At 41.9% G+C, this 24,266-nt stretch carries 21 protein-coding genes and 1 tRNA gene; 8 read left to right on the top strand and 14 right to left on the bottom strand.

Annotation, left to right across the window (positions count from 1 at the left end; all coding sequences use genetic code 11):
* From WC441_00930 to WC441_00915, 4 genes are all read right to left on the bottom strand, one after another.
* Entirely contained in the window at nt 1–1,137 is a 1,137-nt protein-coding gene (locus WC441_00930) for a hypothetical protein (protein ID MFA5163072.1), read from the bottom strand.
* 10 nt (nt 1,138–1,147) lie between these two features.
* Nucleotides 1,148–2,206, bottom strand: a complete 1,059-nt coding sequence (locus WC441_00925; GenBank protein MFA5163071.1) for a hypothetical protein — start codon at nt 2,204–2,206, stop codon at nt 1,148–1,150.
* Nucleotide 2,207: 1 nt separating this feature from the next.
* Nucleotides 2,208–5,033, bottom strand: a complete 2,826-nt coding sequence (locus WC441_00920) for a hypothetical protein (GenBank protein MFA5163070.1) — start codon at nt 5,031–5,033, stop codon at nt 2,208–2,210.
* A gap of 126 nt (nt 5,034–5,159) precedes the next feature.
* Entirely contained in the window at nt 5,160–6,548 is a 1,389-nt protein-coding gene (locus WC441_00915) for a hypothetical protein (protein ID MFA5163069.1), read from the bottom strand.
* A gap of 138 nt (nt 6,549–6,686) precedes the next feature.
* Between WC441_00915 and WC441_00910 the strand changes: the two genes are divergently transcribed.
* Genes WC441_00910 through WC441_00895 form a run of 4 tightly spaced genes read left to right on the top strand, consistent with a single transcriptional unit; the run spans nt 6,687 to nt 11,154 of the window.
* Complete coding sequence (locus tag WC441_00910; GenBank protein ID MFA5163068.1) at nt 6,687–8,012, top strand: sugar transferase; 1,326 nt, start codon at nt 6,687–6,689, stop codon at nt 8,010–8,012.
* 4 nt (nt 8,013–8,016) lie between these two features.
* Nucleotides 8,017–8,817: a glycosyltransferase family 2 protein gene (locus WC441_00905; protein MFA5163067.1), complete on the top strand. Its 801-nt coding sequence runs from the start codon at nt 8,017–8,019 to the stop codon at nt 8,815–8,817.
* Entirely contained in the window at nt 8,814–9,968 is a 1,155-nt protein-coding gene (locus WC441_00900) for a glycosyltransferase family 1 protein (GenBank protein ID MFA5163066.1), read from the top strand. The genes WC441_00905 and WC441_00900 overlap by 4 nt, the downstream gene beginning before the upstream one ends.
* Entirely contained in the window at nt 9,958–11,154 is a 1,197-nt protein-coding gene (locus tag WC441_00895) for a glycosyltransferase family 9 protein (GenBank protein ID MFA5163065.1), read from the top strand. The genes WC441_00900 and WC441_00895 overlap by 11 nt, the downstream gene beginning before the upstream one ends.
* On the opposite strand, the gene WC441_00890 is transcribed toward WC441_00895, so the two are convergent.
* Nucleotides 11,107–12,462 carry a flippase gene (locus WC441_00890; GenBank protein ID MFA5163064.1) on the bottom strand — a complete coding sequence of 452 codons (1,356 nt, stop codon included), beginning with the start codon at nt 12,460–12,462 and terminating at the stop codon, nt 11,107–11,109. The two genes, WC441_00895 and WC441_00890, sit on opposite strands and share 48 nt — an antisense overlap.
* A gap of 72 nt (nt 12,463–12,534) precedes the next feature.
* Between WC441_00890 and WC441_00885 the strand changes: the two genes are divergently transcribed.
* Both WC441_00885 and WC441_00880 read left to right on the top strand, forming a co-directional pair.
* Nucleotides 12,535–13,542 (top strand): class I SAM-dependent methyltransferase, encoded by a 1,008-nt coding sequence (locus WC441_00885; GenBank protein ID MFA5163063.1) that lies wholly within the window; start codon nt 12,535–12,537, stop codon nt 13,540–13,542.
* A gap of 59 nt (nt 13,543–13,601) precedes the next feature.
* Nucleotides 13,602–14,675, top strand: coding sequence for a radical SAM protein (locus WC441_00880; GenBank protein MFA5163062.1), 1,074 nt, complete (start codon nt 13,602–13,604; stop codon nt 14,673–14,675).
* Nucleotides 14,676–14,723: 48 nt separating this feature from the next.
* Here WC441_00880 and WC441_00875 read toward each other — a convergent pair whose 3' ends face one another.
* The gene (locus tag WC441_00875) at nt 14,724–15,803 is read right to left on the bottom strand and encodes a glycosyltransferase family 4 protein (protein MFA5163061.1); all 1,080 of its coding nucleotides are present in this window, start codon (nt 15,801–15,803) and stop codon (nt 14,724–14,726) included.
* A 98-nt stretch (nt 15,804–15,901) separates the two neighbouring features.
* On the opposite strand from WC441_00875, the gene WC441_00870 reads away from it, so the two are divergent.
* Nucleotides 15,902–16,033, top strand: a complete 132-nt coding sequence (locus tag WC441_00870) for a hypothetical protein (GenBank protein MFA5163060.1) — start codon at nt 15,902–15,904, stop codon at nt 16,031–16,033.
* A gap of 92 nt (nt 16,034–16,125) precedes the next feature.
* Nucleotides 16,126–17,322 carry an MFS transporter gene (locus tag WC441_00865; protein ID MFA5163059.1) on the top strand — a complete coding sequence of 399 codons (1,197 nt, stop codon included), beginning with the start codon at nt 16,126–16,128 and terminating at the stop codon, nt 17,320–17,322.
* 72 nt (nt 17,323–17,394) lie between these two features.
* Here the strand turns inward: WC441_00865 and asnS are convergent, their stop codons facing one another.
* From asnS to WC441_00825, 8 genes are all read right to left on the bottom strand, one after another.
* Nucleotides 17,395–18,789 carry an asparagine--tRNA ligase gene (gene asnS / locus WC441_00860; GenBank protein ID MFA5163058.1) on the bottom strand — a complete coding sequence of 465 codons (1,395 nt, stop codon included), beginning with the start codon at nt 18,787–18,789 and terminating at the stop codon, nt 17,395–17,397.
* 60 nt (nt 18,790–18,849) lie between these two features.
* Nucleotides 18,850–19,992 (bottom strand): NADP-dependent malic enzyme, encoded by a 1,143-nt coding sequence (locus WC441_00855; protein ID MFA5163057.1) that lies wholly within the window; start codon nt 19,990–19,992, stop codon nt 18,850–18,852.
* A gap of 185 nt (nt 19,993–20,177) precedes the next feature.
* The gene (locus tag WC441_00850; GenBank protein ID MFA5163056.1) at nt 20,178–20,945 is read right to left on the bottom strand and encodes a hypothetical protein; all 768 of its coding nucleotides are present in this window, start codon (nt 20,943–20,945) and stop codon (nt 20,178–20,180) included.
* Nucleotides 20,946–21,093: 148 nt separating this feature from the next.
* Nucleotides 21,094–21,999: an SPFH domain-containing protein gene (locus tag WC441_00845; protein ID MFA5163055.1), complete on the bottom strand. Its 906-nt coding sequence runs from the start codon at nt 21,997–21,999 to the stop codon at nt 21,094–21,096.
* A gap of 215 nt (nt 22,000–22,214) precedes the next feature.
* Complete coding sequence (locus WC441_00840) at nt 22,215–22,460, bottom strand: hypothetical protein (GenBank protein ID MFA5163054.1); 246 nt, start codon at nt 22,458–22,460, stop codon at nt 22,215–22,217.
* Between the two features lie 94 nt (nt 22,461–22,554).
* Complete coding sequence (locus WC441_00835) at nt 22,555–23,217, bottom strand: NYN domain-containing protein (GenBank protein MFA5163053.1); 663 nt, start codon at nt 23,215–23,217, stop codon at nt 22,555–22,557.
* A 226-nt stretch (nt 23,218–23,443) separates the two neighbouring features.
* Nucleotides 23,444–23,528, bottom strand: a tRNA-Ser gene (locus tag WC441_00830).
* Between the two features lie 27 nt (nt 23,529–23,555).
* Nucleotides 23,556–24,263: a thioredoxin domain-containing protein gene (locus WC441_00825; protein MFA5163052.1), complete on the bottom strand. Its 708-nt coding sequence runs from the start codon at nt 24,261–24,263 to the stop codon at nt 23,556–23,558.
* Between the last annotated feature and the right edge of the window lie 3 nt (nt 24,264–24,266).

Raw genomic sequence — 24,266 nt, 5'->3', positions numbered from 1 at the left:
TTAGAGGCTAGATTGTTTTTCTAGCTTTTTCGTCCCTAAGTATAGGGTATCGGGGTTGTTAAAGTCAATTAATAGCTTGCGTCCAGAACGGGTGGTGGGCAGCTTTCTGGTCGTCCAGGTGACACCGCCATCGAGCGAACGATAGAAAGTGGTGTTAGTGACATAATATATCTCTTGGCAATTCTTGGGATTAACTGTCAGGGCATTGATCACTGCGTCTTTTTCCGAAGGGATCAAATTGATGTTCTCCCAAGTCAAACCATTATCTCCAGAACGCAAGATCGTCTTGTCTGTTGCTATTAGGATCTTGGGATCAGCTGGACAATATAGCATATCTTTGAAGTCGCCTTTCATGCCTGAGCTTTTCATGATATCAGACAGAGCCAGCCAATTATCGACCACGAAGTTAGCTTCAACATCAGCCGTACTAGAAGCATTGGTATTAGTATTAGAGCTGAAGCTAAAGATATTGCTCTTGGTCGAGGCCACGAAGAACTGGCGGCTGTCCAAAGGATTAATAATCAAACGGCTCACGCCTTCCTTGGGGTCGAGCCTCTGGATGGTTCGCCAAGAAGCGCCGCTGTCCACGCTTTTTATAATCTCGCCTCGGGAAGTCCCAATATAGATGTTTTTAGGGTTATACTGGTCCACAACGATCGAATTCAAGGTCACGCCAGTATTGTTATCATAATAAATCTGTTCAAAACTGCGGCTACAATCGGTGGAACGGAAGAGCTTGTTGCCGGCGGCAACGTAAATCGTGCACTTGGCTTTAGGGTCGACCTTGACGTCGTTGACGCTGGCTTTAGCGAACATTTCGTCCTCACGCCAACCGTTAGCGATATTATATGTATAATAAAGGCCGTTTCCGACCGCTCCGAAATAGACGGCTCGGCTATCGCTTGGATCCATACTTAAGGTGCTAACATCGGTATAGACTAAGGATTTTTTACCGCCGACAGTCGGCACGGTCGCCATCTGTTTCCAGGCGTCGCCGCGGTTAGTGGAGACATAGACGCCGCCGTCGGGGATGTTCTTCTCCACTCCCTGGTCAGAGTTAAAAGACAAGGAACAACCTGACAGCACTAGAGGCAAAAGCAGAAGTGGCAGGCTGATTTTTAAAATTGATTTATGCATATTTCTAAAATTATAAATTAAGCAAAATATTTTCTAAAACATTTACGGGGCTGACATAAGAAGCCAGATAACTTTGGCCGGTCCTTATCCTTTCCAATAGGCCGACCAGATAAAGTCGAGCCGTCTCGCTGCTCGGATCCCCTAAACTGGCGCTAGCCGCTTGGAGCTCAGCCGCCAAGGCAGAATGTTGGACCAGCTCTTTTGCTTCCAGGCTGATTAGCAAAAGGTCACGGACCAAACTCTGCCAAATTTCTAAAATGGCTCTGGCGCCGCTCTGTGGATCAAGCTCGCTGTAGTTCTTTGGGAAGACAGCGGCTAAAGCAGCCAAGCGCTGATTCAAATCCTGGTTAAAAGCGTTCAAGAAGACCCTGGCTATAGCCTGATAATTCTCGTAAGCCTCGCTATCTTGAAAAAACATTAAAGCCCTTAAAGGCCGACCGGCAGCCAAATTAGCCAAATCGCGAGCCAAATTACGGTCGCATTGTTCACTCTTGACCAGAAAATCATAGATCAAATCCGAACTGACTGGATGGAAATAAAGGATCTGACTACGGGATACTAAGGTGGCCGGTAAAGCGGTTAAATCATTAACTGTAAGAATAATTACCACCTTAGGCTGCGATTCTTCCAGGGTCTTAAGCAAGGAATTAGCCGCTTCCAAGCTCAACTTCTCAGCTTCCCGGATAATCCCAATCTTATAGGAATTAAGGAAAGAACTCAGGCTCAAAATCTTAATGAAGGCCCGGGTCTGTTCGATACTGATATTCTTCTTACCCTCTTCAAGTTGCAAAATATGGATATCACCGCTTAAACCAGAAAAATCGGAACGATCATCGGCTTGCGGACGATCCAAGAAATCAGCTGCTAAAGAAGAGTCGGCCGCTAAAAGATTACGGGCGAAGGCGGTGGCCAGGCTGAATTTCCCTAAATCCGCCGGTCCAGCGAAGATATAAGCCTGGGCCACTTTTCCCTTGCTAATATTGTTTGCTAAAAAATCAACCGCTGCTTGATTGCCTAAAGCCGGCCACGCTCCTCCTAGCGTCTTAGTTGGGAGAGGAGTTTTTGCCATATTATTCTTCCACCGGTATTTTGGCTAAATCCTGATTACTCACCCCTAAACCCAGATATTTCATAATCTGAAAAGCAGTCGCTCCATCAGCTAAGAAATAGCGCTTGCCGTTCTTAGGATAGACATACCAGGCTTCGCCGGCAGCATTAACTTGTAATAATATTTTCCCTTTGACAGCTTCCACTAATTTAACATCCAGAGGCCAACGCTGGTTAGACCGCCAAGGATCGAAGCTGTTAGCCACTTCCTGGCCGTCCAAGAAACTATCGCTGTCGGTATCGCTGTTTAACACACTGGTACCAATGGGCCTTTCTAGGACATCGGGCAATCCATCGCCGTCGCTATCTTCGAAATTGCCATAGAAACGGTTGTCCAAACCGACCGGCAGCTTGCGCAAATTAGCGTCGCTGATGCCCAGACCCAAAGAGCGCATCAGGTTGAAAGCTGCCTGACCGTTGGCTAGATAGCGGCGCTTGCCAGTCTTAGGATTAACATACCAAGCTTGTCCCTGATTTTCTATTTGTAAAAGGATATAGCCCTTTAATTTATTAGCTAAAGCCGTGTTAACGGCGCCAGTGGAACCAGAAGCAGCCGGATTACCAGATGAGGCGGGCGTGACGTTGCTTGCCGTACTTAAAGGAATCGGGCTTAAAGTAAAGACTTGGTCGCCGGTAATCCGACTACTGGCTTTAAGGTTTAAGGTAATTTTTTGCAACTTGCCATTCTGGGCGCCTAAAGGCTGTCCGTATTCCACTTTATTCTTGCTATCAACATAGGACACCAGATAATAGCCATTAGCGATCGAGAAACGATTGTTAATCCCATTCTTGAAAGCTAGAGCGCCCAATTCCTTGCCTTTGATATAGGAGTTACCGCCGCTGTTAGTTAAAGCGAAAACCTTGAGATTTAAAGCTGAAGACAAATTTATAACTTGGGAATTATTGATGCTTATCTGGGTTAAATTAGCGTTGATAACGAAACGGTTAGAAATGCCATCTTGCATCTTGAGATCCCAAAAGACATTATCCTGTTTAAGGTCATCTTTTATAACTAAAGCATAACTCCCGGCCGGATATTCTACTCGCCACACCCCGCTTTTATCAGACTTGCCTTGAGTAATAAGCCGCCCCAAAGCCCTGCCCTGGGAAGACTGGGTCTGTTCGTATAATTTTATCTCCTGATTGGCCAGGAGCTGTCCGGAAGCATTCTTGGCGGTCACGAAAATTTCGCTCAGATTGAAATTAACGACCGTATCCTGGTTAGCATTCGCTTTCACGTTATAGAGGGTGAATTGAGAATTCTTATCACCGACCGTCGTTAAAACATAGACGCCTGGTTTTTCCAAATCATAGGGATGGGCTGAAGCCACATATAAATTAACTTGGCCCTCTGAACCAGTATTCAGAGTAGCCACCAAATCTTTCTTATCCCTAACCGGATTACCATCAGCGTCTAACTGCTGAGTGTAAATAGAAATATCCGCATTCTTCTTGAGCCGTCCTAAGGAATCGCGCAAGACTATCTTGAGCCCAGGCAGATTCTTGCTGAGATTGCGGTCATAGCCGCAGACGAACTTCACGGCGTTAAAGAACCAAAATTCCCCGAAATTCGGGCTTTTATCGTAGATTTTTAAAGCATAGGTCTTACGAGAATCCGGCTTGAAGGTAGAAATCGCCCGTCCGCCGGAATCGATGACGCCTTTTACCACCGGCTGGCCGATAGGGGCCGCTTGGCCATTTAGGTTAGCCGACTGTTCATAGAGCTCGAATTTTAAACCGGCTAAAGGCTGGTTACGGTAATCCCCAACAGTCAGAGTAAAAGTGGAATTGCTTTCACAGGCGCCAGCATTAGGCGTCCAATTAGTATCCGAGGAAAGATCGTATTCTGCTAACTTCTGGTCTTCGATTTCTAGGTCCCAGAAATATTGATATTTACCATCCTTGCCAATTAGGCCGGCGACATAGAGGCCGGCGGGATATTCAAAAGTACCGGTGCCGCTGTCATCCGTATAAAACTCCCCAACCTTGCTCCCTTTCTGGCGCTGGTTATTAGCATCGGTTGTTTGTTTAAAAACTTCCACCTTGGTCTTACCGGGAAAGAAGGATCCGTCCGGACTAGTGAAACTCGCCCGCAAAGCGCTTAAAAAATATTCCGTGTTAGTCATAGCGCCGGCGACAACCCCTAGGTCATACTTGAAAAAAGTACCTTTCGGCCGGACGATTTCGATTACGTAATAATCTGAACCACGGCCGTCAACGCTATTTACGCTCCCCTGGGGGACGTAAATCTTAGCTTCGCCGATAACCGAAGTATTCAAGGTAGCGATCAGGTCCTTACGTTCCCGTACCGGCTTATTATCAGCGTCATATTTCTGGGTATAAACGTTGATCTTAGCGTCTTTTTGCAGATTACCCTCGGCATCGCGCAAAACGACATTCAGTCCGCTTAATACCTCGTCAAAACTGTTATCACCGCAAGCCGCACTTAGGTCATAGAAATAGAAGTAGCTGTTAGCATTATTATTCGTCTTAACTTGGGCGACAATCGTTCCGCCGCCTTCAGCGTCGCGGTAGTGGATTAAAGCCGAACCCAGAGTCGCGTTGACTTTAGCCCCAGCCAAACGCGCCCCCGGCTTATGATAGCCATTAGCATCTACCACCTGGCGATAAATATCAACGCTGGCTCCGGGAATGAAATTGCCGTCTGGGTCACGCAAGATGAAATCGATATCGATATCGCAGCTTTCCGCCCTGGCGGTCAGGCTAAGACCGAAAAGCAAAACTAAAAAAAACGTCAAAAATAAAATTCTTTGTATTTTCTTGGACATAAAAATATTTGATCGGCCCGGGAAGACAAAAATCCCGAGGCACCCTCTAATTATAGCAAAGAAAAAACAAAAAACCAATAAAAAATAAGGGCGAAATCGCCCTTATTTTATTATATTATCTATGATTTAATTGATAATCTTAGTTTCGTTTAAATTATTGATCACCGGATTAAGAGAAACTCCGATATTCTTACCGACCAGCCAAGCACTGGAAACATCCAAGTTGAGGGTTTGGCCGGAGTTGAAATCCGGAGATTTCTGGCCAAAAACCATCAGGGTTACCGGCTTATCTTTGCTAATGCGGCAATAATTAACCTTGAAGACAATCTTATTATCCGACATCGTACTGACCCGAGAAATGATCGTATCGCCCTGTTGCAGACGAAAGCTCTGCAAGTCTCTGGTGCCAGCTGAACCTTGATTGGTTAAAACTAATTCTTTTAAATAAACTTCTTCTTGGCCTGATTCTTCGCTTAAAAGGTATTTCCCTAAAACCATATTTATACCGCTAGTATTAGAAGCGATTGACTGTTCTTCAATCTTAGCTTGGCCCAAGAGATTGGGAACCGATATGATCCCAAGATAATTAGAAACAAGCGGCAAGCTAGCAGAGACAGAGGCGTTACTATCAATATTAGCCGCGCTCTTTATTTCCGTCCGTAAGCTCTGATTACCGCAATTAGTGGTACAAGGTTTAAGATTCACCCAAACCCTGACAGTCCTGGTGTTATTAGCGCTTATCAAATAGGGATCATCAGGAAAATTAACCTCTAGCTGGCGGTCATGGAAGTGGGAATAGCGTTCTACCATCTTATAATCTTCTAAAGTAATATATACTTTATCAATTAAACTATTTTCGTAGACACCAGTAACATCGACTTTTAGAGTCTTGATGGCCACGTCATTAGCGCCGGCTTTTAGGTTAAGGACACCGATCAGATTGCTGTTAGTGCCGGCTAAAATATTGTTATTAGTATTATTGGTCACTTTATCAAAAGAAATCTCTAAGGTGGAAGAGGCTAAAACCGGAGCGACGGGCTGGTTACTAAAGTTAGGATTAGGATTGTTGGCGACTAAGCCCAGATCGCTATAAGAAGCTAAGATATATTGATCTAAATCTATCTGACTGACCGTAATGATCGGCTCCTTGCTCAAGTTGAAGCTAAGCAAATCCGAGCTAGAGGCAATCAAAGCCTTCTGTCCCCCTCGGATATAATAAATATCCGGGCTAGCCTCGCTTTTAACCAAGACGGCATTGGCCCAACGGTTCAACTCTTCCTGGCTAATCACCTTCACATCCGACCAATGGTTGCCATAACTCAAATAAGCCGCTTCGTTCAAATAAAGTTTCTTGGTCTGGCTGGCGTGGTTAAGATAATAAACGCCAGGGTTATCTGGAGTTTTCACTTGGCGGATCGCCGGACTCAAAGCCGAGGCGGGACGGGCTAAAAATAGGCCAGTTAATAGAAAGGCCAAGAAGAATACTAAGGCTTTAGATTTATTTCTAGTCAGCATATGATATAATTTAGCTAATATTAAAATAATAAATATTGATATTAACATAGTTTAATTACTAACCTAATAATATATCATATTTTATTAAAAATGTCAATATAAATTGATTTTTCACCAAGTTTTTGCTATATTTCTTACATGACTAAACAATTAAAAAAGCTCTGTTTACTCTTAGGCGATATTTTCCTCTTAAATCTCGCCCTTTACCTGACCTTAGTCCTGCGCTATCAAAGCCTGGATATCAACCTCCTTTGGCAGAAACACTGGCCCCATTTCTTAGTCGTCTTCCCGATCTGGCTCCTAGTTTTCTATATCAATAACCTGTACAACCTGAATGTGGTCAGTTCCGGCCGCCGTTTTAACCGTCTCCTCATCAATTCGACCTTAGTCGCCAGTTCCCTGTCCACTGCCTATTTCTATCTCAATGTAAAATCAGATATCGCCCCTAAAACTAACCTCTTAATTTTCATCCTGATCTTCTTAGCCTTATTCCTCGCCTGGCGGCTACTATTTAACTTCATCATCAAGACTTACCTGCCCAAAAACAATCTAGCTATCATCGGCGACAAGCGTTCGGTTTCCAATTTGATCAACAGCCTCAAAGAACACCCCCATTGGGGCTATCAGGCGGCTATCATCATCAAAGATGCTAGTATTTTAGATAATCTCCCGGCTTTGGTGCAGGAAAAAAATATCAAGACGATCGTGGTAGCTGATAATCTAGGGGCGCCGGAAAAATTAAACCAAGCGTTGTTCGATTGCCTCCCCAGCAAGCTTGATTACTTCAACTTCCCTGACTTCTATGAACTCCTGACCGGAAAAATCCCGGTCGAAGATATCGACCAGTCCTGGTTCATAGATAATCTGAACTCCGGACAGAAGAATGCCTTCGTTATTTTCAAGCGCGGCTTCGATTTTATCTTAGCCCTGATAATCCTCACCATCAGTCTGCCCTTCTGGCCGCTTGTCGCTTTGACTATCAAAATCAACAGCCGCGGACCGGTCTTCTTTTGCCAAAATCGGCTCGGGCAGAATGGCCAAAATTTTCGACTGATAAAATTCCGAAGCATGCGGGTGAGCGGCAATGATTTCTCTCCTACCCTGGAAAATGACTACCGCGTAACTGCTAGCGGACGGATTTTGAGGCGGACCCGGATCGATGAGATTCCTCAAGTGATTAATATAATAAAAGGAGAAATGAGCTTCATCGGTCCTCGGCCAGAGAGGCCGGACCTAGCAGAATATCTAAGCAAAGAAATTCCTTTCTATCGTACTCGCCTACTTATCAAACCGGGATTAACCGGCTGGGACCAGATCTCTGGCCAATACCATTCGCCCTCTCTGGAAGATACCTGGGAAAAACTACAATATGATCTATTCTATCTCAAACACCGCTCCCTCTATTTGGACGCAACGATCGCTCTAAAGACTTTAGCTATCATTCTCAGCCGAAGCGGCCGCTAAGCCTATGGATTTTTCTTTCATCATCATTAACTATCGCACTCTTGATTTAAGCAGAAATTGTCTTGATTCCCTGTTTAATTATTTGCCAAATGATAAGAGCTGGGAAATTATTTTAATAGATAACTGTTCAAATGATGATAGCGCTCCAAGGCTTAAGCAAAAATTTCAGGAGCGCCTCACATTTATCCAAAATGATACTAACCGTGGTTTTGCCGGCGCCAACAACCAGGGCGCCCAAATAGCCAAGGGGAAATATCTTTTTTTTCTAAATAGTGATACGGAGATAAAAGAAAATATCTTGCCGCCGCTGAAACAACTTTTAGAAAGTAAAACGGAGATAGGAGTGCTCGCGCCTAAGGTGCTAAACCCTGAAGGCAAGTGGCAATTCGGCGCCTGCGGCCGGCAGCAGACTCTTAAAAACTTATTCCTGCAAAACACCAAAGCCAATTGGCTACGAAGCAAGAAAGCTGATTATTGGGAAACAGACTGGGTGAGCGGAGCCGCTCTAATCATTAGACGTGATGTTTTTATGAGCATTAAAGGCTGGGATGAAAAATTTTTCCTTTACCTGGAAGACACTGACCTCTGTCTGCGCACTAGAAAATCAGGCTACTTAGTGGTAATTTGTCCAAGCGCTAGCCTCATCCATTATGGCGGCAAGAGTCCAGCCAGGCAGCGCTCCCGCCGCCGGTATTACTATTTTTCCCAAAACTATTTTTTTAAGAAACATTATGGACTACTGGCAAGTCTGATTATGCGCTTTATTCGCCTTCCCTATAAAACCATCAAACTGCTAAAAAAATGATAATTGCTTTTAATCTCATCCCCTATACTGAAGTAAACGGCTTGCAAATCTTTGCCGCTAATCTGCTTGAGCATCTACAAATCGGCCCGGAGGACCGATTGCTTTTATTTACCAATCAAAAATCAAGCGAACTATTTAAGGATTTAAATCCTCGAGCAGAGATGATAAATAAAAATTTTCCTAGGCTCTCTCGGTTCCAGCTTGCTCTATATCAACAATTATCTTTCAACCAAGCTTTAAAGAAAGAAAAGGTAGACGTCCTCTTTTGCCCTTCGCTCGCCCTGCCCTTATTCTGGCGTAAAAAAATAGTTACTATCCATGACCTAGCCTTCCTCCGCTACCGTGAAGAATCATCGGGCGGCATCTTCCGTCTATACCTGAAACTAGCCTTATGGTCCGCCAAGTATTTTTCCCTGGGGCTGGCCGCTATTTCTGAATTCTCCCGCCAGGAAATCGTGGATCTAATGCGAGTCCCTAAAGAAAAAATCGCCATCATTTCTCGAGGAGCGCCGGAATTTCCAGAAATATCTGAAACCGAAGAGATTGAAGTATTAAATAAGTTCCAATTACTCAGCGCAAACCGCCAACCCAAGAAATATTGGCTCTACCTGGGCGCCGGCTACTATCGCAAAAATTTAGATCGCCTACTGGAAGCCTTCAGACTATTTCTAGTGGATAATGGAGATGAAGCGGAAAAATATTATTTAGTCATCGCCGGCAAGCAGGATGAAGGAATCAGAAAGATAGCCAGTCTGGTTAAGGAAGATGGGGCTTGGTCACAATTTTCTTCCCAAATAATCTTCACCGGCTTTATCACTGAAAATGAAAAGCAGGCTCTCATCAAAAACGCCTTGGCTTTAGCTTTTGTGTCTTTGTATGAAGGCTTTGGCTTGCCGCCCCTCGAGGCTCAGGCTCTCAATACTCCGGTGTTAGGGGGTAACAGTTCTTCTATTCCCGAGATCTGCGGTCAAGGCGCCTATTTAGTCGATCCTAAAAATATACCGGCCATCAAAGAGTCTCTATCTTTAATCAGTTCAGATGATAAGCTAAGACAAGAATTAATCTCCCGCGGCCAAAAAAACTTGGAACACTACTCTTGGACACAAGTCGCCCAAGACTTCAATTCCTTAATCCATCGCTATGACCATTAATTTACTGATCAAAAAACATCAGAAGTTGTGGCAGAAATTCTTAGCCAATCTTTCATACTGGCAAGTAAGCCGCATCCGGAAGCTAATCAAGATTTTCAAAGCTTTGTGGTTTTTGGCCTACTGGCCTATAGAAATAATCAGCGACTTGATATCATTATTTAGGAAGAAGAAAGAATATCGTTTGCCCGCTGAACCTAAAATACTAATTATCAAGATTGATCAGTTGGGCGACCTCTTATTCTCCACCTGGCTCTTGCCGGCCATCAAAAAACAATGGCCAGCTAGCCATATCGATTATCTTATCAACCCCAAAAATGAAGCCGTCCTAAAAGATAATCCAAACGTTAACAATATATACCACTGGAATAACCGCTTCCTCAACAATATCCCCGGCAGACAAAGGATGAGTCTGTCTAAAATATTTAAAAACTATTCTAAGCTTAAAATAGATCATGATTATGACCTGGTTATCAACGGCCGCGCTTTCTGGCCGAGCAGTAATCGCTTAGCCCGGAAATTAGGAAAAACCTTGGTTGCTTTCGATATCAGCCAGCTGAGCGATTTAGCTGATATTATCGTGCCCTATGACCTAAAGTCTTGGGAAGAAAAAAATTACCAGAATCTGCTAAGAGCCATCGGGGTTGCAGAAACAATCATAGAGAACACAGAAGCGCGAGGACAGTTTTTCAACTTCCAAAAATTAGCTCAAGAGATAGACGCTCCCTATTGGGTGCTAGCACCAGTTTCCTTTGATCCGGAAAAGACCTGGGAAAAGAAAAAATGGATAGAATTCTCTCGAGTGTTTTTAGAAAAAAATCCAGGACAAATTATCATCGCTAGCGGAACAAAAGAACAAGCGGGGTGGCTGGAAGAAATAAAAAATGGCCTAAGAGGCCAAAATGAAATATATAATCGCTTTCTCGTTCGTAGTGATCTAGACTTAGGACAGCTGGCCAGCCTCATTAAGGGTTGCCAGGGCTTTATCGGCCTAGAGTCTTTCGCTGCTCACCTAGCTATCGCTCTAGATAAACCCGTTTCCTGCCTGGTTAATACTAACCTGTTCTATGTTCCCGGTATCAGTCAAAACAGACTAGTTGACGGCCGATCGATGTTGCCGGAAATGGGAAATGTTAAAATCTTAAAACGAGATACTATTGACATCACGAGTCTTATCCGGCTCTACTAAAGAAGCTGCCCCATTAGGCTGTTGCCGGGTGGGACGAAAAACCATAAAGATAGTTAAATAAGTAAAAGTTACTACTGTCGCCCAAGCAGAACCGATTAAACCAAAGCGAGGTAGAAATAAAAAGTTTAAAACAATATTAAGAGTTAAGCCAGAAAGATTGGCTAATAAAATAATCTTTTCTCTATTTTCCGCTACTAAACGCTGATTTGCGGCAGTAAACAAAAAAATACCAGGCAAAGACAAAACGTAAACTCTTAAAACAGCTACCGACGGCTCATACTCTGGACCGAATAACATCATTATTAACGGACGGGAAATTAATAAAATCAAAATAGTAAGACTGATTGATAAAACAAGCATCAGCTGGTAAAGACGACGGACACGACGACGATAAAGCTTAATATCTGTCCGATAAGCATTAATAATAGCTGTAAATAGAGACAAACAAATTAGGCGTGGTATAAAATCCCAGACCTCAGTTAAACGATCAGCTACAGCATAGAACCCAACTTCCGTCTTACCTAAAAATTGACCAATAATTACCTGGTCAATCTTCAAAATAGCCAAAATAGCTACTCCAGAAAACATCAACAAGCCCCCCGAAGTTATTATGTTTCGGAATACCTTGCAATCAAAACGCCATTGGCGTAGACTGCCAGACCCACGACGATAATATAAAATCAAAAAAAGACTATTAAAAATGACGTCGGATAAATAGATAATCGCCAAGACTAAAAGATTTAGCGAAGAAAATAGCCAAATGATTTTTAATGATAATGACACCAGGCTAGCACCAATTTGGGCTAAAGATGATTTTTTTGACTCAACTCTAGCTTGAAAAAACAGAGTAATTACATTAAATGATTGCCCTATAAATACAAAGGCAAATAATACCACTAAACTAAAAGTTAATACATCAAAATTCTTCCAAATAGAAATAAAAATAACCGAAGCCAAAGTCAAGAACCCGCCCAATAGCTTAATAACCCAGAATGTCCCTAGAAGAGACTTCTCTTTTTCGGGATATTTAATCAATTCCCTATTCATGGCCGCATCAATGCCGAAACAAAAAAATATGCCCAAAATAGTAGTTAGGCTTAAGGCATAATTTAGTGTACCATATAATTCCGGACCTAAACGACGAGCAATAATAACTCCAATAAAAAAAGATATAACCAAAGAAACCAATTGGGCCAAAAAAAGCCAAGAAGTGTTACCAAAATAACGCCTCCAACCCGACTGATCAAAATACTGATGCCACGATAAAGGTGTTAAACGATAAATTAAGCGCCAAAAATTTTCCTGCATATGTTAACAACTAGCTAGTTTGCCTTTTTGCCAATGATACAATATAATTATTAAGCTAATATATTTTATAATATGCCACTAAAAGAAGCAAATAAGCCCTGTCCTGCTTGTAGTCAAAATAATTTTTCTTTCATTTTAGACACAAAAAACAAAAATGGGGAATTTTCATTATACGAATGCGCAAATTGTCAGGGACAATTCTTTTTTCCCTTCTTCCATCCGGGCGGAAATTGGTATGAACAGGGTGATACCTACAATCAAAAAGACGAGGCGAAACCTCGTCATCCACATTGTTATCACCAGCACTTTTTAAAAACAGTAGAATTACCGCAAAAATTTACTGCTCTGGATCTTGGATGCGGCACTGGCGAATTTTTGAACGCCCTAAAATTACGAGGCGGAGAAGCTTATGGGGTTGATATTGACCGCGCCGCTATTGAAATTGCGAAAAATTTTTTTCCATCAATCAAATTCCAAGCTGGAAAAATTGAAGAGTTTTTAGGCCAACCAAAACTTACCGAGATGGATTATGTAACAATGTTTGAAGTCTTCGAGCACACAGATGATCCTTTTGAAATAATAGACGCTATTCAGCCTTGGCTAAAAGATAGCGGAAAACTCTTTATAAGCCTGCCCTCGCGAGAACGCTTCCGTCCTAACTGGGCGAAGTGGGACTTTCCGCTACATCACCTTAGCCGATGGGATCAAGCATCGCTAAGCAAAGCCCTATCTTTGCATGGATTTTCTGTTATAAGGACGGACTACATTAATAGTTATGGCCAACTCAGGGAAATAATCTTAGAATATTTAGCTGACAAGCTACACTTTAAACAAGCTAGACGTTTCAAGGCAACTGCGAAAACAAACAACCAGACAAACGGAAACGTACAGAAAATAGGCATACCAGGAAAGATAAAACATATTACTAAAAAAACGGTTTACCGGACTGCCCGTTTTATTGGGGTTAAATTCGCGCCGTCATTTCTAGCGTCCCTAATTTATCCAATTGCCATTATCAGCAAGCCTAAAAGTGGCGTCATGTTTATTGAAGCAGTAAAAATAAAAAAAGTTAATTATTAAAAAATAAAGAAAAATGTGGACATAAAACCACCAAATTTTTCTTATTTTATATAAATACTATGATTAGAAAAGGTTTAAAAAGATTTACTGATGGTCATCGCAATCTTTGGCGTCTAATAATCGGCAAACCAATGAAACCAAGGCGGCTATGGTTTGAAGTAACTGACAACTGTAATTCTCACTGCACTCATTGCAGCATCTGGTCTCAACCTAATTGCCCCAAGCCTCTTAATATAGATGAAATCAGAAAAATATTTAGCGACCCCCTACTCAATGAAGTTGAAACGATTATTAATTCTGGGGGCGAAGCCATTTTACATCCCCAAATTACTGAGATAGTTAAAATACAACACGAACTTCTGCCTAAAGCCCACCTAGATTTAAGCACCAACGGATTACTTCCTGACAAAACAATCAGTATCGTTGAAGAAATCCTTAGAAACGGAGCCAAAACTGGAATCAAACTAAATGTCGGGGTCTCACTCGACGGATTGGGCGACAAACACGACAAGATTAGAGGCGTCCCGGGTAACTTCCAAAAAGTTGACCGACTTTTAAAGGGCTTAAAAGAACTAAAAAACAAATATCCCAAAAACCTTTCCCTTATTATTGGCTTAACTCTATCAGAATTAACGGTTGATGGTTGGGAAGATGTTAAAAAATACGCTGATAACTTAGGTATAGAATTAATGGTTCAGTGGTATAACCAATCATCTTTTTATGGTAACGACAAAGATGGCAGCAGCAAAGAACTACAGAGAAAAATGAAAGACGCTGTTTCCAAGCAAGTGCAAAGTACTACACGCGAAAGATGGTTAAAATTACTAGAAAATAAATCGATTAAATTCCGCTGTTTCGCTGCCAATACTTTCTTTGTGATGAAATGTGACGGCACCGTTGTTCCCTGTCTTACTCATTGGGATATGGAAATTGGCAATGCTCGCAGACAAAGCTTCGCTGAAATCTGGAATAACCCAGGGGCCGCAAAGGCTCGTTGCACAGCTAAACATTGCCCGGGTTGCTTGAATTCTTGGGGGCTAAATTGGAGCTTAAGTGATGCCTTCTGGCCTAGATTAATGTTTTTTGTCAGGCATCCGAAGGAGATAATTAAAAAAATTAAAGAAAAAAAATAATATACAAAAAGGCGCTACAACAAAAAAGCGCCTTTTTTAAAAATTAAATTAACTCCTTAATAATAAGTTCTCTAAATTACTGTTACTCTTCTCCCAAGAAAATTCTTGCGCCATCTTAGCGGCCGCCGCTCCTAGCGAAGTTCTCTTCTCTGAATTTTTAATCAAGTCTTCCAAAGCGTCTACCATGGCATTAATATCGGATGGGTATACCACTACCGCATTCTCACCATCTCTGGCATAATCAAAAGCGGCTCCGGTGGCCGTGGTAATAACGGCTGTGCCGCAGGCCATTGCTTCAAGTGGAGGCAAGCCGAAACCTTCAACACGACTAGGCCATAAAAAGATATCGGCTGCCTGATATAAATTTTTCAGCTGGCTTCGGCTCGGGCGATAATAGAACTTAGCATCAGCTGGGACATCTTGTCTGGGACGATAAACGCTAAAAAGTGATAATTCTAGATTAGGATATTTTTCCTTAGCTTTATTATAAGCGGTAAGTCCATCAATAAAACCCTTCTTAGGAAAAACGTGATAGAGCATTAAAATATTTATCTTTCCCCGTCTACTCTCTCTTGTATAATCTTTGGGCGTAAATGTTTCTAAATCAACGCCATTGAAAACTAATCCAGCTACCGGCTCATGAAACTTGTCTTTGGCCAAATCCTTTAACCAAGAAGAAATAACTATTTTCTTAAATGGCATCCGCCAAGTAGCATCTACCTGGGCTTCGTTTCTCGTCCAGGTTTCATAATCTTGGATAAAATAAAATTTTTTACCCTTAGAAGCAGCACAAATATTCAGCCAATCGGCGGTTTCGTTAGCGGTGGCAATAATAATATCTCCATCAGGTAAATTCTTATTTGATAGATCTCTAACTCTTTTTAAAATCACTCCTTTATCTAAATTAAACCAACCAATCCCCTTCCCTTTAAATAAAGAGATAAAAAAACGCCGCAGCATTTTTAAATAACCAAAGATAATCATCTTTGATGTTGGCCGTAGAGGTAAAATATAGGGATACACTAAAGTCACTTGATGCCCACGCCGTTGCAAACGGTTGGCATGCTCAAAAATAACTTTCACGCCACCAGTTAAGCCGGTGGTGGGAATTAACCAAGTAATTTTCATAAATTAAGTCTTATTAATATAATAGACTGCGCTCCTGATAAAAACAATAGAAAACTGTAACAAAAACTATTCTTTCCCGTATATTACTATATAAGCATATGATAAGTAACAACCAACACAATTTAAAGCCAAACTACGCCTGGATGTTAGAAACTGGCCGTTTTTATGTAATCTTCGATAATGGCCGGTCTAGTATGGCTTTAAATTCTTATGGATATAACCACAGCTAAACGCACACATAAGACTCTAAATTCATCCTAGCCCGGTCATCGACCGGGCTTTTTTGAAGCTCATTAACAAACAAAATAAGAACGGAGGTCTTATGATTAAAAAAATTACCCGCATCTACTTATTTAGCGCTGGCGGAATTATTTTAGCGCAATCTTTCTTTTTTGCTACCTACCAGCTCTTCCTGTTAGAGCACCATTTGTCCTATCTCCAGATCAATCTTATCAATCTGGCTTATATGGCAAGCTGCTTCATCCTGGAGATTCCCACTGGGGCCTATGCTGATGTATTTGGACGGAGAAAATCTATTATCATCGGCTGCCTGATTCTCAGCCTATCCTTCCTCATCTATTTTCTGTCGCCTAATTTCTGGATATTCGTCTTAGCAGAAATAATTGGAGCTTTCGGCAGCACCTTTATTTCCGGAGCTCTGGAGGCCTGGATGGTTGATTCACTTAAACGAGCTAATTACACCGGCGATCTGGAAAAAATCTACGAAAAAGAAGGCCGCTATCGTCTGGTCGGGTTGATGCTGGGGAGTTTAAGCGGTGCCTGGCTCGGCTCTTTCAATCTCAGCTATCCTTGGCTGGCCAGCGCTCTGGGCATGCTGATAGTCAGCATCTATATCCATTTGGCTTTACCTAAAAACGGCGCCCACCACAAACAGCTCAAATTCAACTTTCGAGCCATCCACCAAACCGCTCATGAGAGCGTGCAATATGGCTACCGTCATCGCGGTCTCTTCTATCTCATCGGCTTTGGTGCCTGCTTAGCCCTCTCCTTCCAAGCCTTCAACATGCAATGGCCGATAGTCTTCTCTGGCTATGGTCTCAGCGTGGCTAAAATGGGCTGGATCTTCAACGCGATTGCTTTGACTAATTTTTTAGGGACTCAATTAGCTCGACCCTTTCTGAAGATAGTCGGGCGAAAAAATCCTCAACAGGAAAAACATGCTCTTATCTGGTCACAAGCGATTACGGCCATCGGTATGGCGCTAGCCGCTTCAGGCCTTGGCCTATACCCAGTTTTAAACGGCTTCCTGCTCCATGAAGTCGGCCGGGGACTATGGCGTCCTCTAAAGCAAGCCTATTTAAACAGGCGCATCAATGACGAGCAAAGGGCCACCGTCCTATCTTTTGACTCCATGATCTCCCAGCTCGGCGCCGGACTCGGATTACTGTTAAGCGGTTATCTAGCTGACAGTTTCTCGATCTCCTGGGCTTGGCTCGCTTCTGCTCTCTTGGTTTTCGTCTCGATCTTTATCTTTTCCCGCCTCAAAAATGGAAAATAGCAGGAAAAGACTAAAGCCAACAAAAAAGGCAATCATAAAATTGCCTTTTTCCCATTGGTATAATATTTAAAATTAGAACTCGGCGTTCTTGGGCGTACGCGGGAATGGAATGACGTCACGGATGTTGGCCATGCCGGAAAAATACATGATCGCCCGCTCAAAGCCTAAACCAAAACCGGCATGTTTGACGCTGCCGTACTTGCGTAGATCCAGATACCACCAATAGTCTTCGGCTTTAAGACCCAATTCTTTGATTCTAGCTTCCAATTTTTCTAATCTCTCCTCTCTCTGGCTACCACCGATAATTTCTCCGATGCCCGGAACCAAGAGATCCATAGCGGCCACGGTTTTTCCATCATCATTCTGGCGCATATAGAAAGCCTTGATGTCTTTGGGATAGTCGGTCAAAAAAACTGGAGCGTTAAAAATCTTTTCAGTCAGATAGCGTTCATGCTCGGTTTGAAGATCGATTCCCCATTTAACTGGATACTCGAATTTCTGACCGCTAGCGATGAGCTTGTCTATCGCTTCGGTATAGGTTAGGCGGATAAATTCGGAATTTAAGACCTTTTCCAATCTAGATTGTAAATTCTCGTCAATAAACTTATTGAAAAATTCCATCTCTTCTGGCAGCTCTTTGAGAACGTAACGAATCAAATATTTAATCATCCGTTCCGCCAGATCCATATCATCTTGTAGCTCAGCAAAAGCCATTTCCGGCTCAATCATCCAAAATTCGCAAGCATGCCGAGTGGTATTAGAATTTTCCGCCCGAAAGGTCGGCCCAAAAGTATAGACTTTATTAAGACCGCTAATTAATGTTTCAGCTTCTAGCTGGCCGCTGACCGTCAATCCGGCTTTACGGCCAAAAAAATCTTGTGAGTAATCAATTTCTCCGTCCTTATCTTTAGGCAAAGTTTTTTTAAGGTCAAAAGTAGTTAATCCAAATACTTCCCCTGCCCCCTCGGCATCGCTGGTAGAAATAATTGGGGTATGGACATAGGAAAAACCTTCTTCTTGAAAAAATTTGTGGATAGCAAAACTAAGAGCGGAACGGAGACGGAAGACGGCGGAGAAAGTGTTACTGCGGCCACGCAAGTGAGCGATTGTACGCAAAAATTCAAAACTATGTTTTTTCTTCTGCAGAGGATAATCTTCAGGCGAATCGCCTAGGATAGTAATCTTATCTGCCTTCAGTTCAAAGGCTTGGCCAGAGGCCGGTGATTCCTTGAGCACCCCCTCCACTTCCAAGGATGAGCCTACTCCTAGCTTTTCAATTTCACTAAAATTATCCAAGCTGGTATCAAAAACGACCTGTAGGCCTTTGAAAAAACTACCGTCATTTAATTCAATAAAGGCAAAATCTTTAGAGCTACGCACCGTTCGCACCCAGGCACCGACCGTAACTTTCTGCCCCAAATACTTACTAGCGTCTTGATATAAATTTCTAATTAAAGTGTAAGACATATAAATAAATAATACTAAAACATAATCAATATAGCCCAAAAATCCCTTTTTATCAAGCTTCTATGACACACTAAAAGCCCGAGCTACCGCTGGCGCCACCTCTTTATTAAAAGGATCTGGCAGGATCAAATCTGGGCGAGGCTCCGGGACTAAAGCCGCTAAATTAAGGGCGGCCTTAATTAGAACCTCAGCATCAATCATTTTAACCATATTATCTAAAGCGCCCCGGAAGATACCCGGAAAAACCAAAACATTATTAATCTGATTGGGATAATCGCTCCGACCGGTAGCGACGATTAATGCTCCGGCCTGCTTGGCTTCCTCGGGCATGATTTCTGGTACTGGATTAGCTAGGGCAAAAATAATTGGTTCAGGCTTCATGGCTTTAATCATCTCGCCGTTTAACACCCCTGGCGCGCTGACGCCGATAAAAATATCAGCCCCAAATAAAGCTTGGGATAAAGGACCGGAGACTTTTTCTGGATTGCTAAGGGCGGCCAATTCCTGCTTATACGAATCTAAACCCGGACGGCCTTCGTAAATAGCCCCCTGGCGATCGCAAATAATTATATTTTTAAAACCATAGGCCAGAAGTAATTTACTAATAGCCGTACCAGCGGCTCCGGCCCCATTAATTACCACCCTGGTTTCCGCTTTATCCAAGCCTTTAACTTTCAAAGCATTAATTAAGCCAGCTAGAACAACTGTGGCGGTACCATGCTGATCATCATGCATGACCGGGATATTTAACTCCTGCTTGAGCCTCTTTTCGATATTAAAACAACGAGGGGCGGAAATATCCTCCAAATTTATCCCCCCAAATACCGGAGCAAGTAACTTGACCGCCTTGATTATTTCTTCCTCATCCTGAGTATCTAGGCAAATAGGAAAAGCATCGAGACCGGCGAATTCTTTAAAGAGGATACATTTCCCTTCCATTACCGGCAAAGCGGCCTCGGGGCCGAGATTCCCTAAACCTAAAATAGCGCTCCCGTCACTGATTACCGCCACCATATTTCCCTTCATCGTCAGGCTCCGAGCCTGGCTTTTATCCTTGGCAATAGCCCGGCAAACCTCGGCGACTCCAGGGGTATAGGCTAAGCTTAGCGCCTCCCTGTCGTTAAGGCTAACTTTACTGGCTACTTCTAGCTTGCCTTGATGCTCCAAATGGAGCTCAAGTGATTTTTGATAGACGTCTGACATATAGTTATGGTTAAAATAAGTCCTATGATTATAACACATTTTAATTATTTGTCTCCTAATAAAAAACCACCCCTATTAAGAGGTGATTTTTATTACTAAATTATGACTTATAACTTAGTCATAGGGCTAAACCATGGGAATTAAAAATTTAAACTTTTGCCTTAACGGCGGCTTTTTCCTGGATCCTATTTTAAGATGCGAATGGAATGGCTCCAATCAAAACCAACTTCCGGGGTTCGCGGAGTGCCGTCAGAAGCTGACGAAGCTTGCCCTAGCTTGACGAATAAAAACTTGTCCGGAACGTCATTATTCATAAGGAAATATTGTAAACCGTTAGTTTCGCTGTAATACCGTGGGCATTTAACAGAATTTTGCCACCAAGGCATACTTGGGTCGCTGGGCGCAGGAAAAGAAATCCCAGCCGAGATATAATTTGAGAGCTCCTGCTCATTAGTTTCATAAACTTTCACAAAACAATCTTTTTGGTCGTAACCTGACAAAAAATTATCTTTAATAGCCTCTGCTAATGTAAGCTTCGGATCTTTTGTAAATACTTCAATTGATTGCCCATCAAGATCGATTTTAGTAGCGGTTTCGGTAATATTCGGCGTATATCCAGGATCCAGGGAAAGGTATGTAAACCCGATGCCCAACTTATCAGAATAATATATTTTGGTGCCCGCTTCCTTCTTATTTAATTCAAATACACTGCTTGAATCTGGCTGTGCTATGGGGGCGGGTGTTAATGAGGAATCTGCGCCAGAAGTTTCTTGCAACTGGCCGACTTGAGTGCGTAAAGAGTCAATCTCATTATTAGGCCTTAGCTGTTTCTGATTAGACCACCAAAAAATTATCACGCCGGCTACCAGTGCCATTAAAACAACAATAACTATTACCAACAAGAACCACGGAATGTTTTTTCTAGCTTGGAGCTTATTCATTGGTTGTTCCATAAAATTTTTGTTAAAAATATTTATCTTGTCCTTATTTTTTTATCGACAGCTAAGTTAGCTAGAATTTCTAAGAAATCTGGCTCTTGTAATTGGACAAAAACTTTGACGTCCTAATTTTATATTTGACTCCTGTCTAATCAAGAATAATTTAAACTTTATTCTGGGATTTGTTAATTTCCAATGCTCCGGTCAATTGTTGCAATAAATCTGAAGTTTTATTAACACTGGTGTCCATAAAAATCACCTTACTATTATCATTTAAACCGATGGTTTTTAAAGTATCCAGATATTGAGTTAATGTCAGCAGGGCTAATATCTCGGAAGAGCTTTGATTGGTCGAACCCTTAACGATTTCGATCGACTCTTTTAACCCCCTGGCAATCGCTTCCCTTTCCATGGCTATACCCTCGCCCTGGAGACGCTTTCTTTCTCTTTCTGCTTCAGCCTCTTTAACGGCCTGAATCTTAGTGGCCTCTCCTTTGTTTTCGGCGGCTTTTTTCAACTGTTCAGAGGCTACTACCTCAGACATAGCTTGGGTAATGGTCGGCGGAAAACTGACTCCCGTAATTTGAAAACTATTGATAAGCATGCCCCATTCAGAAAATTGTTTTTCTAAATCGCCTCTAATATGAGCGGCTAATTCTTCCTTTTTTTCTAAAATACCTTCATGTGTTTCCTTGGCGATATAAGTTCGTAAAGAATTTTCGATAATTGCGCCAATAGATTTATTTCTTTCAGATAGGGCGTAAACATATTTTTTAACGCCGTCACTATTGCTTTCCACGGAGTAGATAAGGTTGGTTGAAACATCTATGATAACTTTATCTTTAGAAGGATATAAGCCATTAATCGCAAAATTTTGTTGGCGCAAAGAGATTTTCTCTACAACCTTCTCAAAAAGTGGAATTTTATAATTTAATCCCGCATTCATGATTCTTTTGAATTTTCCTAAAAATTCAATGACTAGAACGGTGTTTTGGCTAACAACTCGTATACCAGCTAAAATGATTAAAAAAATTACTAAGCCCACAGAAAGTAATAAATAGTTCATCATATTTTTAATTAATTAATAATTGATTAATAAATATAGCATATTTATTGTTATTTTGTCAACTCATAAAGAGGAGAATTTTTGCCTCCGCCTCGGGGTATTTGCACCTAAAGGAATAAACTGTTCCTCCTTATGTCTAATACAAATTAAGACAAGCGGTAGAGCTTGCCTTAATTCGCATGCGGGGTGTTAGGGACGCTATTCGAGCTTTTTTATAATTATTCTGATTTTTTATTTATTTTACTATCAATTAAATTATTCTTTTCTGGATAGCAACAAATTACATTATCTAAATATTGAATACCGCAAAAATAATCACAAATAGATACATTCTTAATAGCACATTTGTGGATATTATTTCCTTCAGCTTCATTCCATGGGCATTTCATTTGCTTCCAGGACGTATTATCCTCGGAAGTCAAGTCGATGTCCATGTTAGCACCGTCTAAAATTGCAGTTTTCATAATTTTCTTAAGCTATTGACCAATTTTTTGATATATAATATAATATTATCATAGTCGAAAGACTATCGTCCCCTAAACGATACTAGGATTGTATTCACACCTCCGCGCAAGCGGAGTGTTTTTTTATTCTGGTATTTTCAAGCTTTAAAAAGCCGCCCAATGTTTCCGCCGGAATAAACACATCAGCCACGGCCTGCAACTCTTTACTCATTCTGTTCCTAGTGCAAACAACAATCACTTTTTTACCTTTGCTTTTTAAGTAACTAAGCAGTCCGCCAAAATAGCTATCGCCGGAGAAAAGCATGACCGTATCATATTTCTCGGATTTAGTGATCATATCCATGGTTATCTCTACATCAAAATTACATTTCGGAACCTTATTTAAAAAGACGCCGGACTCATCATAATGCGGAATCATTTTAATGTCCTTAGTCTTAACTTCAAACCCGTTCTTTCTGGCTTTGTCTAGTCTGAACATTGAGGCTCGATATTTTTTATTATTATCGTGCTCTTTGGGAAAATTTGTATTTTCTAAATAACGGCCGTAATAAAATAGTCTCTTTATTGGAAAAATCCAATTAATAATTTCTGCCAATTTCGCGATATCTACTTCCTGGCTAATTCTGAACTTATTTTCTTCCGGCCATAATTCTTTAGCCCAAGGACGGACATTGCCAAAATCAACAAAAACATAGACACGACCAAAGTCTGCCTTTTTGAATAAATAATATTCGGCTTTTAGTTCAACAAAATTCATACTTTAAATATACCATAAGGCAAAAGGAAGATAAATCCATTTTTTTGCATTTAGGCTCGAACTGAACTTTGGACCAAAAAAACTTGGAATATTAGCTTATAAATGGCTCGAGCCGATTCAAAAATCACAAAAACTCCTTAACGATAAAACAACAAGGTTCGAACTGGAGAAAACCCCCATAAACAAAAGACGAAGTGAGCTTTTAGACTCACTCCGTCCCTGTCTGCGGAGAGAGAGGGATTCGAACCCTCGATACCTTGCGGTATACGCGCTTTCCAAGCGCGCGCAATCGACCACTATGCGACCTCTCCAGATAAGCCGTAAACGGCTTATTAAAATTATTTTATTCTCTCTATGATAGTTTTCAGGCCGTCAACCTTATCACCATTACTATCAACATAATCTTCATAGGGCCGAGCACCGACTATCAAGCTATCATTAATAAAGATGGTGGGGGCTCCAATGACAGCGTAGTCCTTAGCGGACTCACTTAGTTTGGCTGATTTTTCCAAACTTGGCAAGCCGGCCAGGCAATCAGCAAAATCTTCTTTAGACACAGCGGCTGCTTGCAGGCTATCAGCGGTCAACTTGTTTTCCTTAACCAAGCGGAAAATATTAGCTCTCATACTAAGCCAGTCAGCCCCAGCACACACCAACGCTTGGCTGCCCAGAGCCGACAAGGGATCGCTTTTGCTGATAAAGGGCCTGAAGATAAACACGATTCTATCTTGATACTCAGACTTAAGCCTTTCCACTGTATCATTAAATTCTGCTGAGTAAGGACTGGCATAATCTTCAAACACAAACATCCTGATTTTGGCCTGCTTATCACCCAAGAGCCAATCACCATCTTGAATCTGTGGCGCTTTATCCACTTGATATGTCTGGGCAGAAGTAGCCGCCACCGGCTGAGCGGCGATAATCGCTTTAATCTGGCTAACGCTAGCCTTCTGGGATAGGCTTATGGCCCAGAAAGTAAAGCCAAAGGTCATGGCTATAACTAGCACTAAAGCAATCCAAAGTATTTTTTTGGATAGAGTAAGCATAGA

This window comes from Patescibacteria group bacterium (genome assembly GCA_041651355.1).
In the GTDB taxonomy this organism is placed as follows: Bacteria; Patescibacteriota; Patescibacteriia; order Patescibacteriales; family UBA12465; genus JAPLVX01.
This window is presented reverse-complemented; position numbering and strand designations above follow the sequence as displayed.